Origin of the sequence: Latilactobacillus graminis DSM 20719 (assembly GCF_001436415.1) — a bacterium.
Taxonomy (GTDB): Bacteria; Bacillota; Bacilli; order Lactobacillales; family Lactobacillaceae; genus Latilactobacillus; species Latilactobacillus graminis.
In genome coordinates, this window is sequence record NZ_AYZB01000058.1 from 81,774 (window position 1) to 94,836 (window position 13,063).

The following is a 13,063-nucleotide window of genomic DNA, read 5'->3' on the forward strand; positions in this document are numbered from 1 at the left end:
ATGGAGATACAAGAGCGGAATACTGGTAAGGGTACAGATGTTGAGAAGACCCGCCAAGTTATGCTTTTTAATCAAGCGTTGATTGACCAACGCTATATTTACCGTGGTGTCAAACGCCTATTTGATATTGTAGCGAGTTTAGTGGGACTAATTCTGCTGAGCCCGCTTTTTGGCGTGATTGCAATTTGGATCAAAGTGGATGACCCAGAGGGAGGCGTCTTCTATTCGCAAACCCGCCTGGGCTTAAAACAGCGGGCATTTAAGATGTATAAATTCCGTTCAATGTGTACGGACGCGGATCAGAGACTAAAGTACTTGTTGCAGCATAATGAGGTAGAAGGTGCCATGTTCAAGATGAAAGAAGACCCCCGGATTACTAAGGTGGGTAAATTCATTCGGAAGTATAGCATCGATGAGTTGCCGCAGTTGTGGAATGTCTTAATTGGCGACATGACATTGGTAGGGCCACGGCCACCATTAGAACGTGAGATTAAAGAGTATACCGATTATGATTGGCAACGCTTAATGGTTAAACCGGGCTGTACAGGCTTATGGCAAGTTAGTGGTCGCAATAGCATTGGGTTCCATGAGATGGTTGAATTAGATTTGGAATATATTAAAAATAGTAGTTTGGTTTATGATTTGGGCATTCTCTTCAGAACAGTCAAAATTATGATTATACCAAATGATGCGTATTAGAATGGGGGGAATGTAGAAAAGATGAAAACAGATATTTATGTAGTCAGTCATAAGGATGTGCCAGTTCCAAATGCAACAATTTATCAACCTGTTCAAGTTGGCTTTAATGAAAATAGTTTTTCAGGATTTAAGCGTGATAATCAGGGTGAAAATATAGCTGCTAAAAATGCTAATTATTGTGAATTAACAGCCCAGTATTGGGGTTGGAAAAATGACGACGCAGATGTAAAAGGTCTGGTACACTATCGTCGGTTATTCTCAAACGGGAAAAAACATTTATTTGACTCTGCAGAAAAGAAACAGGCTGATATCTTAGATGAAGAACATTTAAATGAACTATTAAGCCGTTATGACTTAATTCTACCAACTAAGAGAAATTACTATATTGAAACACTTTGGTCCCATTATGAACATTCACATCATATCGAAGGTCTTGAAGTAACGCGACAAGTAATTAAAGAGTTTTACCCAGAGTATCTAACGACCTTTGACGATGTTATGCAACGTAAAAGTGCACATATGTTTAACATGTTGATTGCTAAAGATAGTGTCTTTACAGCATATAATACTTGGTTGTTTGATGTCTTACAAAAAGTTGAAAAACAAATTGATATTACGAACTATACACCTTCAGAAGTACGTATTTTCGGCTATATTAGTGAATTATTGGTGGATGTCTGGGTGGATCAGAATAAGATTAATTATACAGAATTACCGGTAATGTTTATGGAAAAACAAAACTGGGTAAAAAAAGGCGGGTTATTCATTAAACGAAAATTTATGGGGAAGCGTATATGAAGACAAAAATTGCAATAGTGACACCATTCTTATCAGGGAAGGGGGGGACAGAAACAGTTTTAAGTACAGTACTAAATAATGATGATTTTTTGAAAAAATTTGACATAAGTCTATTTTTAATGGGAGGAGTAGATGATAGAGGTTGGTTGCAAAATCTAACAAAATGTAATGTTAAAATTGGAACTCGAAATAAAGTAGTTAGTGTTCTTTCGCTCGTTAAATTGATATTAGAGAATAAATATCAGAAGTTTATATTTTTGAGCACTAAGCAAATGCGGTTAGCTTTTGAGGTGAGAAGATTTTTAAGGCATAAATTCGAAATAATTTCATGGATTCATTTTTCTATATTCCATGAAAAGACTGTTCGACCAAAATATTTCAAGTATGCGGATAAGAATCTAGCTATTAGTTCAGGAATAAAAAGGCAGTTAATTCAATTAGGGATAGCTGAAAGTAAAATAAGAGTTATCTTTAATCCGATTAAAAGGCAGCATCAAATTATTAAAAGTAATCAAGAGCTAAAGTGTACGCAGATAGGTTATGTAGGCAGAATAATGTTTGAAGGACAAAAAAATATTAAAGAACTGTTGGATGCTGTAAAGTTGCTTTCACCGAGGGCTATAGAAATTCATTTTTTTGGTTCTGGAGAAGTCGAAATATGTAAAAGATATATTGAAGAACAGAATATTCAACAAGATTTTTATTGGCATGGATGGACGAGTAAACCGTGGAAAAAAATGAAAAATTTAGATGTCTTAATACAAACGTCTAAGTTCGAAGGATTTCCAATGGTATTACTGGAATCGTTGAGCTATGGATTACCTATTATCGCTGCGAATTGTCCTACTGGCCCTGAGGATATAATAAGTAAAGAGAATGGGTATCTATATAGTTTAGGAAATACAGAAGAATTAGCTAGTATTATTGATAATTATGATAGAAAACGATTTGATCCTAAATGTGTAAAAGAAAGTATTTCTAAATTTTATATAGATAATTATATTAAAGAATTATGTAATGCAATAGAAATGGGATAAAGGAGCGTAAATGAATAGTCCAGAGTTAAGTATTATTATTCCAGCGTATAATTGCGGGATGTATATTAGAAATTGTTTAGATCAAATAATACAACAATTTGATACTTTTCAAATAAAAGGCGAAGTTATCATTGTTGATGATGGTTCTACAGATGATACTGCAGAAATAATAACAGAGTATGTTAACCAAGTTGCATATATTAAGGCTTTTTTTCAAGAAAATCTAAAGCAGGCAAAAGCCAGAAACTGTGGAATAAAAAATGCCAACGGAAAGAATATCCTTTTTTTAGACGCTGATGATACACTTGAGGATAATATGTTAATTCTTTTATTAAAAGAGTCTAGAAATGGTAGTTTTCCTATATGTGGAATAAAAAAGATTTATACAGAACTAGGAATTAGTGAAGTGGAACTCCCAACGATTACGAATACCAGTAATTCAGGTTTACAGGCGTATTTGACTACAAATAATGAGGCAGATGTTGGTTTGTGGAATAAAATGTTTAACGCCGCAATTATCAAGGATAATAATATTTTATTTGAGAACAGTAATTTTTTCGAAGATAGTCTGTTTGTGTTTGATTATCTAGTAAATAGTAATCAGAATATTCATCTTATAAATAAACCACTATATAATTTATTTAAGCGAGGTGGTAGTACAACTACAGCGTTTGACCAAAAGATAGATGTGTTAGCTAAAGGATATATAAAAAAAATTATCAATAGAGTGAATAAATTAAAAGATGTTAATCTAGATAAAATGACAATGGATACTTTTAGAATAAGGATTACTATGCATATCATTCACCATCATATAAAATATGATGGTGAATGGACAAGTGACAAACAACGAAAAATCATAAAGGATTCACATCTTGAAAGGTTTCTTATTTTAAACCGGCTAAGGGGGAAATATAGGATCGCATTTTTAGGAATGTATCTATTTCCAAGGGAGTATATTAAATTATATAGGAGATAAATAGGTGAAAATAAATGAAGAAGAATTAGTATCAATAATTATACCGGTTTACAATGTTGCTAGTTATTTAGAAAGATGTATACAATCTTTATTAGATCAGACATATAAAAATATTGAAATAATACTAGTTAATGATGGATCAAATGATAATTCTTTGGATATTTTAAATAAATTTCGAAAAAAAGATAATAGAATTATTGTTATATCAAAAGAAAATGGTGGTCAAGCATCTGCAAGAAACTTAGGAATCAAGCAATCAAAAGGCAAGTATATAATGTTTGTAGATTCTGATGATTATGTATTTTCGGAATTTGTAGCTGAACCAGTTCATTTAATGAAAAAGCAGAATAGCGATTTAGTTATATTTGATATGTTATTTATAGATGGACGTCGTAAAGAGTATCGTAGTAGTGGTGTAAGTATTGATAAGTCCTCATCAATGCCTATGAATAAATTGTACAATAAAAATTTATGGGAAAATTTAAATTTTCCAACCGGTTATTGGTATGAAGATTTAGGAACAATACCGGTAGCGGTTAGTCGTGCAAAAAAAATAGTAAAATTGAATAAAGCGTTATACGCATATACTTGGGATAGAGAAGAATCACAAAGTAATACTATTGATGAAGATAAGGTACTGGATACAATTCCAATGTGTGAAAGAGTATATGAATTAGTACGTAAAGATGATAGAACTAATGAAAAAAATGAAGAGTTGAAGTTACTTTTTATAGATCATTTAATAAATAATACCATTCTACTAAAATTCATGGATATATCTAATAGAAATGTAAGAATTAAAATGATAGATGAGGTAAAAAAGACTATGGATAAATATTTTCCAGAATGGAAAATTAAAGATTATAATAACGGTAGCTTTGTAACTAAATATCTCAAGCAAATTGCAGCATCGCTATATTTTAATAAAGCTTTTTTTTTAGGAGATTTAATTTGGAAATATCCAAAAATGTTTAAAAATAGAGGATAAAATTATGATTTACGTTGTTTTAGGTATTTTATGTACTTTAATAATGAGTGTTCCGTATTTGATAAGTGGAACGGAGAACTTTGGTGATGAAAGTGTTATTTCAAAGTATTTTATAACGATAGAGTACGTATTTATATTTATCTTAATGGTTTTGCTAGCAGGGCTACGTTACAATGTTGGAACTGATTATGTATTGTATAGTGGCTATCAAATACCAATGGTATTAGAAGGTCAAGATGCAAATGTTGAGCCGCTATATCAATTATTAATAAGATTTGGAAATATGTTAGGATCTTATCAATGGATATTCTTCTTTACTCATTTTATAATTTTATTTTTTATTTTAAAATTTATTAAAGAGCAAAGTTTGAACAGTGTATTGAGCATCTATATCCTCATCTTCGGAACGTTTTATAATTTTTCTTTAAATGTTATGAGACAGTCTTTAGCAACTGCAATTTTTCTATATTCAATAAAGTACATTTATGAAAAAAGATATTTTAGATATTTTTTTCTGATTCTAGTAGCATATTTTTTCCATCATTCATCAATATTATTTGTTCCATTTTATTTTTTAAGATATTTTCGTGTGAAATGGTGGAAAATAACCCCATTTATTGCCTTGATTACTTTGTTCTTAATGCCTATTAGACGATTTTTAGTGAATGTTTTTTTTAGTCTAGACTTCTATACTAATTATTTTAATAGTAAATTCGATAATGGACATGTTGATACAGCTATTATTTTTATAAATATTTTTGTTTTACTAATTATGTTACTTGTAGAATATTTTGAAAAAGTTGATGTAAAACTAAAAATTCAAGGTAATATACAAATTATTGCAGTTTTTTTCTCTGCTGTTTCAATGATTATTCCTAATTCATATAGAATTAATTATTTATTTATTCCTATTCAGATAGTGCTAGTTCCTAACCTAATTAAGACTATAAAAATTAGGTGGATTAAAATGATATTAATCGGATTAGTTGGTATTGCATACGCTATATTATTCTATAGTATGGTTCTAAAATATAATTACGGGGAAACTTTACCATATAGTTCAGTTTTATAAATTTGGAGGAAATATGAAAAAAGCTTATTTATTGGGATATTGGCAAGGTAATGTTGGAGACGATTTATTCTTGAAAATTATATGTGAAAAATATCCCAAAACAGAATTCTATATTTCAACTAGTAATGAATACAGGAATTATTATAAATTTAATAATCTAAAAGTTTTTGTTGAGGATAAAGGATTCTTGGCAAATTTAAATAAAATAATGAATTTTTTTAAATTACCTAATATATTTTCGGTAATACCTTTGTTATTTTCTAATATTATTGAAATAGGAGGCTCTATATTTATAGAAGATGATAATTGGAAAAAAACTTTAAGAAGAAGAAGTTTATATCTAAAATATTCTAAAACATATAATATTATTGGCTGTAATTTTGGTCCATATAAAGATAATAATTTTTTGAGTTGTTATCGTGATTTCTTTAATGAGGTTGATGATGTTTGCTTCAGAGATGTATATTCATATAATTTATTTAAAGATAATAATAAGGCTCGTTATGCACCAGATATTGTATTCTCTCTAGCTAATAAGGTTGATACATCAAATACTCCAACAAATGAAGTGATTATTTCTATAATTGATTTAATGTATGAGACAAGAAATTTGAAATTAAAGAATAGTGTAGAGCAATATGAATTAAAAATAGTGGAAATAATAAAAGACCTGCTTAGAGATGAGAAGGTACCTACTTTAATATCATTTTGTGAACATGAAAATGACTCTAAGGCAATTGAAAGGATTTTAAATAGATTAGATACTGAGTCTAAGAAGAGAATTAAAGTAGTAATGTATAACGATATTAATCAAATATTGGATATATTTAGTAGAGCTCAAAGGGTGATTGCAACTCGTTATCATGCAATGATTTTAGGGATTAAATTTCATAATATGATCAGTGTATTATCTTATAGTAAAAAAATTGATAGAGTAATTGAAGATTTAAAATTAGATATTCCAAATATAAGGATACAAAATATTACAGAGAATAGCTTAAGTGATTCACTGATGTATGGAACAGTCTCAGATAAGCAAATAAATGAAATTTCAGAAGAGTCCACCCTACAATTTGACTATGTTGATAAAATTTTAGAATAATAACTCAAAGGAGTATAAGAATGACTAATTATTTAGTAGTCGGTTCTGGCCTTTTTGGTTCAACCTTCGCATACGAAGTGGCCAAACGCGGGAACCGCGTTAAAGTAATTGAAAAGCGCGATCACATTGCTGGCAATATTTACACTAAAGAAGTGGACGGCATTCAAGTCCATCAATATGGTGCGCATATTTTTCATACTAGCAATAAGGAAATTTGGGAATATATTAATCAATTCGCAGAATTCAACCGTTATACTAACAGCCCTGTGGCTAACTATAAAGGTGAAATTTATAACTTACCATTCAATATGAACACGTTCAACAAGTTGTGGGGCGTGGTTACGCCAGCTGAAGCACAAGCCAAGATTGATGAACAACGCCAAGTGTTAGGTGATAAAAAGCCTGAAAACTTGGAAGAACAAGCAATTTCTTTAATTGGGACTGATATTTATCAGAAACTGATTAAAGGTTATACAGAAAAACAATGGGGTCAAAAAGCCACAGAATTACCAGCGTTCATTATTCGCCGCCTCCCAGTTCGTTTGACTTACGATAATAATTACTTCAATGATACATACCAAGGGATTCCAATCGGTGGGTATACACAAATCATCGAAAAAATGTTGGCTAGTGATTTAATCGATGTTGAAACGGGTGTGGATTTCTTTGATCAGAAACAAGAATATATCGATCAATATGATAAAGTGATTTTCACCGGTATGATTGATCAATTCTTTGATTATCAATTAGGGGAACTCGAATACCGGAGCTTACGTTTTGAAACTGAAGAAATGGACGTTGATAATTACCAAGGTAACGCGGTGGTTAACTACACTGATGCTGAAACGCCATACACACGGTTGATTGAACATAAACATTTCGAATTCGGTAAAGGTGACAAGAACAAGACCATCGTTACCAAAGAGTATCCAGCTAACTGGTCGCGTGGCGACGAACCTTATTACCCAATCAATAATGATAAGAATAACCGTTTGTACAAAGCATACCGTGACTTAGCGCAAACAGAACCCAAAGTGGTCTTTGGGGGTCGTTTAGGGCAATATCGTTATTACGATATGCACCAAGTGATTCATGCAGCGTTACAAGTCGTAAAAGATGAATTAAAGGATTAGAATATGAAAAAAATTGTTAGAAGTTTTCCAGCAATTGTACTTATTTCTACAATTATAACAATATTTGGATTACTAAAAAGTGTCATTTTATCACAAAAATTTGGGGCAAGTAGCGTTTTAGATTCATTTTATTTAGCCAATGTATTTACTGTTTCTATTTTTTCAGTTGTCAGCTCAGCGATTACTACTGTAGTGATGCCAAAACTTAATTCAATAAACAGAAATGAAAAAGATGACAGTAATCTTGAAGAGTATCTCTCCGTAGTCTTTATTGTTACACTTATCATTGGCATAATCGGTATTATATTATTATATGTATTTAGGAGTAGCATAGTTGGACAGTATGATAGCAAGTTAAAAAGTACTTTTATATCTATGATAATTATCCTCTTTATTGCACAATTATCTAGGATCAATGTTGCAGTCTATACTGCTGTATATCAGAGTAAAGAAAACTATATAATTCCAAGGTTGACAGATATAATTCCAGCATTAATACCTGTCGTATATATAATGACTGTTGCTCAACCTAATATTATGTATGTAACGCTATTAACTGCTATTTCTTATTTTCTTCAATTTGTTGCATTGAGAAGAATTCAGGATAATAATAGTCTGTTAAGAGTTAGATTTAAGGGATTTTTATTAAATGAGCAAGTTAAAACCTTATTAAGAAATACTGTACCAATATTGATTAGTTCAACAATATTTCAGATACAAATATTATTTTCTAATTACTTTGCCAATAATTTTGGGAATGGATACGTCACTATATTTACAAATGCGAATCAAGTTATAGGAATTTTTCAAGCATTATTTATTGTAAATATAGTGAATTTATTTTATCCAACAATGATAAGAAAAATTAATAAGAATCTCATTAAAGGGTTATCAGAGAGCACATATTTTATAGGGATTACTATGGCGTTTGTTATATTAATTTTTTGGGGATATGCATCTGTAGGGAGCAATTTGATTGATATTGTGTTTATACACGGAAAATTTACCAAAGAAAATGCTCATGTAGTATATACATTTGGTTTGGTTCTATGCGTTGTATTACCGATAGATGTTATTAGAGATTTTATATATAGAGTTTATTATGCCGTAGGTAATACAAAAAAACCAATGATTAATTCTGTATTGACTGTAATTTTTAATATAATAATGTTAATGGTACTATCGAAAATAATTGGGCCGATGAGTATTGTCTTGGCCCCTGCGATAGGGACAATTTTTTCTACGTCAATTATTTTGATTAGACTATACAAAGATAATATGTCTTTGCGAAATAGTATGTTGGTAATGATATTTATAATATTTAATTTGTTAGGATTATGTATGTATGGAGTTCTTTATTTGGTTAAAGTTACCGTGGTATTTAACGGTATGGTGACTGTAGCATTACAGGTAGTTATTGGAATTGCTTTTTCTGTAACAGTGCTCTTGTTACTATTATATTTCTTAAAAGAAAAAGAATTAATTGAATTTAAATAGAAGATGAATATATAATTTAATTAATCTATAATTAGGGTGGATACTTTGCAAAAAAGAATCGAATGAATAGATTTTGTAAAAGGGATAACAATGTTCTTTGTTGTATTGGGACATGTACTTAAAGGTATTTATGAAACTGGAAATTATTCTAAATATAATTTATTTTTAGAGATAATATTAATGGTAATTTTTACATTCGTAATGCCGGTTTTTTTGCAATATCAGATTTTTTATTTAAAAGGGTTACAACTTTAGATATATTTTGGAAAGGAATGAAGAAAAAGTTTATTGCTTTGTTTATCCCGTATCTATTTTTCTCAATTAGCTATGTTGTTTTACAGAGTTTTTCCTCAGATGTAAATACGAGATATACCTTTACTTCTGTATTGAATATTTATAGGACACCCATATCTTATTTGTGGTATCTGTATGTATTGTTCTTTATTTTCTTAACAGTTTCAATAATGGATTTAATATTAGATCAAGTAAGTATGAGTTATTGATAGCAGCAATTTTTCCATATTTATTTTGATACACCCTACAAATATTTATATTATAGATAATACAGTGCGTTGGATGATTCCTTTCCTGTTAGGACGTAATTATAATATACTAATTTATGCAATCAAAAATAGTAAAATTACTACATCGATTTTAAGTATAATTTTGCTACTTACTTTATTAATACAGATAATGTATATAAAGAAGTTTTATGCATCAAATGGAATGACATTAGGGACAATTGTTTCAAAAATAATCTCAATTCTATTATTCTTTACGGTAATTTCTAGAATAAAAATAACTACTAAGGTTAACTATATTGAAAATATATAGTAAGAATTATATTGATAAAACTTGGAATAGGAAATTTATATATAAGTTTTAGGAGGTTTAGTTTTAACACTACTAGTATGTTATACGGCTACTTACTTAGTTAAAAAAGTAAAATTAATAGATTTGATTTTCTATCCGACAAAATATTTAATATAAGTTTATTTGTACATTTCAAAAAAATAATTAAAAAATCTAGTATCAGAGTTTTCGATCGAAAAATCTGATACTAGATTTTATTAGTTATATTTTTCTATATTAATAACTTACTAAACTTCTTTTGCACCTTAAACTTAATATTATTAGCTGTTCGCCGTGTGATGTTTAGATCCGCGGCGATTTCTTTTAGGGTGGCGTTGTAGAAGTAGCGGAGGACTAAGAAGCGTTTTTCGCGTGGGGTACAGACTTGATAGAGACGCTCGAAGAGGTCGTTACAGACGGCGGCCTCTTCTGGGTTGCAGTAGGGATCAGCAACTTGATCGAGATAGTCCATCACGGAATCGTCATCGGTTACCCGGTTAACGAAGCCAATGTGTTTGTCGCGATTATTATCCTTGCGGAAAGTCATCATAATGGCCCATTTAACGGCCTGATAAGCATAAACCATGAACCGGTGGGTTTCGGTTTCGACATTGCCGGGAAACTGTTCGTAGGCTTCGGCAAAGGCGATGACGCCAATCTGATAGAGATCGGCAAAGTTGCTGCGTTGTCTTTGGACGTGTAAATCTTTGAGGACCCCGTAGATCAGCGTGTCATCTTGGGTAATCAGATCAAAAGCAGTTTGTAAATCGGTTTGGGTCATTGTTAAGCATCCTGTCTACTATGAGCTCACAGTGTGAATTACCGGTAAGTTCACTATAGCGGGTTGGGCTTAATCAGGAAAATAACCGATTTTAACGATTAATCGGGCTGTTATACCCATTTTTTCCGAAAATAACTGGATTATACAATGAAAAGAAGTGAAAACAACTGAACTGGGACCTTATAATTGTCGTAATTTACGGATTAATTCTTTAACACCAGATACATAGCACTGAATATCGAATGCTGTAAACTCAGTATATTCATGTAAAGCAGCCTGATAAATATAATTTTCCTTTTGAACTTTGAGTGCGTTTAATAAGCCAATCACATCTGCAGTCGTGGTTGGGACATTTTGACAGAGTGAACAGTGGCATTGATCGAAACGATGGATCACACTCGCTTTGAAGCAGGTCTGTAATTCAATCTGGTAGCCAAAATTGGCGGCACAGACGACTAAGCAACCTCTTAAAATTTGACCAATCGCCGCGCATTGATGGATTTCGGTATCAATCTGACGTCCTTTATAAGGGAGTGTGCAGGTGCAATCATTTAAAAAGGTGACATAGAGGTGATTGCGGATTAGTTCGTAATCGCGCACGTAATGAAGGGCTAGCCAAGGCGCATTCTGATGGGCAGTGCCACTTAAAGGTAAGAATTGATATTCACCATTCACGTGCGGAATCTTACGATGATAATTGAAGCGGTGGCAAAGATAGCGCGGTTGGGAGAAGTCAATTAGTTGTTGGTGGTTATAGTTTTGCATTAAGCGGCGGGTTGATCGGGGAATCATTTGGAGCCCGGTTAGACGATCGAGGACAATGCTTTGGGTACGCGTATAAGGGAAAATAATCATGGTATCAAAATTAATGCTCGCTTGGTGCGAATGGGGAATTAGATATTGATGGGGGGCACAGAAATTATAATCGTTGGTATCTTTAATAATGAGCGGCGCTGGAATACATTCATGAGTGCTTGTAATCCGATTGGGCTGTAATAAGAACATCGAAGACCTCCTTTAAGGTTTACTCAATGAGCGTACCAATGAAAGTAACCGCTTTCAAATATATTGTGAAAATCTTGATGAAATCCTAAGTAATTATTAATATTGCCCTCATTTTTATCAAATAATTGTTACAAAAGCGCTTTTTTATGGCATACTGTTACTAGACTACAAGTTATGGGGGATTTTAGTATATGAAAGTACGTAAAGCAGTTATTCCAGCAGCCGGATTGGGCACACGTTTTTTACCTGCCACTAAAGCAATGGCGAAGGAAATGTTGCCAATTGTTGATAAGCCAACGATTCAATTTATCGTAGAAGAAGCGAAGGCTTCCGGGATTGAAGATATTTTAATCATTACTGGTAAAGGCAAGCGCCCCATCGAAGATCACTTTGATTCAGTCCCAGAATTGGAACAAAACCTAAAGGCTAAAAACAAAACTGCGATGTTGAAGATGGTTAATGAAACAACCGATATGGGCGTTAATCTCTACTTCATTCGTCAATCCCATCCGAATGGCTTAGGGGATGCTGTACGCCTTGCGAAATCTTTTGTTGCTGATGAACCATTCGTTGTGATGTTAGGCGATGATTTGATGGAAGATAAGATTCCATTGAGTAAGCAATTAATCAACGAATACGAAGAGACTCACGCGTCACAATTAGCTGTGATGAAAGTGCCACATAATGAAGTGGACAAGTATGGGGTCATCAATCCAGAAAACAAGGTAAAAGATGATTTATACAACGTTAAGAACTTTGTTGAAAAACCAGAGATTGATAAGGCGCCAAGTGATTTAGCCATTATTGGTCGCTACTTGTTAACACCTGAAATTTTTGAGGTATTAGAAAACCAAAAACCCGGGCTTGGTGGGGAAATTCAATTAACCGATGCCATCGATGAATTGAATAAGACCCAACGCGTCTTCGCCCATGAATTTAAAGGTCGACGTTACGATGTTGGCAACAAGTTTGGTTACCTACAGACTAGCATTGAATATGGGTTAAAACACCCAGAAGTAAAAGATGACTTGAAGCAATACATCATCGAATTAGCAGAAGAATTAAAAAAAGATACTAAAAAAGAAAATAAATAGCATGTAAAAAACGTTCAACCTTTCCG

Annotated in this window: 13 protein-coding genes; 11 read left to right on the forward strand and 2 right to left on the reverse strand. The window is 32.0% G+C overall.

The window, feature by feature from the left end; genetic code table 11:
• The 10 genes from FC90_RS07450 to FC90_RS09605 all read left to right on the forward strand — a co-directional run bounded on the left by FC90_RS07450 (window position 1) and on the right by FC90_RS09605 (window position 9,808).
• Window positions 1–699, forward strand: coding sequence for a sugar transferase (locus FC90_RS07450; RefSeq protein ID WP_057908616.1), 699 nt, complete (start codon window positions 1–3; stop codon window positions 697–699).
• A 21-nt stretch (window positions 700–720) separates the two neighbouring features.
• Window positions 721–1,497 carry a DUF4422 domain-containing protein gene (locus FC90_RS07455; protein WP_057908617.1) on the forward strand — a complete coding sequence of 259 codons (777 nt, stop codon included), beginning with the start codon at window positions 721–723 and terminating at the stop codon, window positions 1,495–1,497.
• Entirely contained in the window at window positions 1,494–2,534 is a 1,041-nt protein-coding gene (locus FC90_RS07460; protein ID WP_057908618.1) for a glycosyltransferase, read from the forward strand. Before FC90_RS07455 ends, FC90_RS07460 begins: the two co-directional genes overlap by 4 nt.
• Window positions 2,535–2,544: 10 nt before the next feature.
• A complete protein-coding gene (locus tag FC90_RS07465) occupies window positions 2,545–3,513 on the forward strand; it encodes a glycosyltransferase family 2 protein (protein WP_057908619.1) in 969 nt (322 codons plus the stop codon).
• Between the two features lie 4 nt (window positions 3,514–3,517).
• A complete protein-coding gene (locus FC90_RS07470; RefSeq protein WP_057908620.1) occupies window positions 3,518–4,501 on the forward strand; it encodes a glycosyltransferase family 2 protein in 984 nt (327 codons plus the stop codon).
• 4 nt (window positions 4,502–4,505) lie between these two features.
• Window positions 4,506–5,573, forward strand: a complete 1,068-nt coding sequence (locus tag FC90_RS07475; RefSeq protein ID WP_057908621.1) for an EpsG family protein — start codon at window positions 4,506–4,508, stop codon at window positions 5,571–5,573.
• Window positions 5,574–5,586: 13 nt separating this feature from the next.
• Complete coding sequence (locus FC90_RS07480; RefSeq protein ID WP_057908622.1) at window positions 5,587–6,675, forward strand: polysaccharide pyruvyl transferase family protein; 1,089 nt, start codon at window positions 5,587–5,589, stop codon at window positions 6,673–6,675.
• A gap of 20 nt (window positions 6,676–6,695) precedes the next feature.
• The gene (gene glf / locus FC90_RS07485) at window positions 6,696–7,808 is read left to right on the forward strand and encodes a UDP-galactopyranose mutase (RefSeq protein ID WP_057908623.1); all 1,113 of its coding nucleotides are present in this window, start codon (window positions 6,696–6,698) and stop codon (window positions 7,806–7,808) included.
• Window positions 7,809–7,811: 3 nt separating this feature from the next.
• Window positions 7,812–9,305 carry a lipid II flippase MurJ gene (locus FC90_RS07490; RefSeq protein WP_057908624.1) on the forward strand — a complete coding sequence of 498 codons (1,494 nt, stop codon included), beginning with the start codon at window positions 7,812–7,814 and terminating at the stop codon, window positions 9,303–9,305.
• A gap of 257 nt (window positions 9,306–9,562) precedes the next feature.
• Complete coding sequence (locus tag FC90_RS09605; protein WP_338043111.1) at window positions 9,563–9,808, forward strand: hypothetical protein; 246 nt, start codon at window positions 9,563–9,565, stop codon at window positions 9,806–9,808.
• A 581-nt stretch (window positions 9,809–10,389) separates the two neighbouring features.
• Here the strand turns inward: FC90_RS09605 and FC90_RS07500 are convergent.
• Both FC90_RS07500 and FC90_RS07505 read right to left on the reverse strand, forming a co-directional pair.
• Window positions 10,390–10,938: a sigma-70 family RNA polymerase sigma factor gene (locus tag FC90_RS07500; RefSeq protein WP_057908625.1), complete on the reverse strand. Its 549-nt coding sequence runs from the start codon at window positions 10,936–10,938 to the stop codon at window positions 10,390–10,392.
• A 180-nt stretch (window positions 10,939–11,118) separates the two neighbouring features.
• Window positions 11,119–11,943, reverse strand: coding sequence for a hypothetical protein (locus FC90_RS07505; RefSeq protein ID WP_057908626.1), 825 nt, complete (start codon window positions 11,941–11,943; stop codon window positions 11,119–11,121).
• Window positions 11,944–12,134: 191 nt separating this feature from the next.
• On the opposite strand from FC90_RS07505, the gene galU reads away from it, so the two are divergent.
• Entirely contained in the window at window positions 12,135–13,037 is a 903-nt protein-coding gene (gene galU / locus FC90_RS07510) for a UTP--glucose-1-phosphate uridylyltransferase GalU (protein WP_057908627.1), read from the forward strand.
• Window positions 13,038–13,063: the final 26 nt, after the last annotated feature.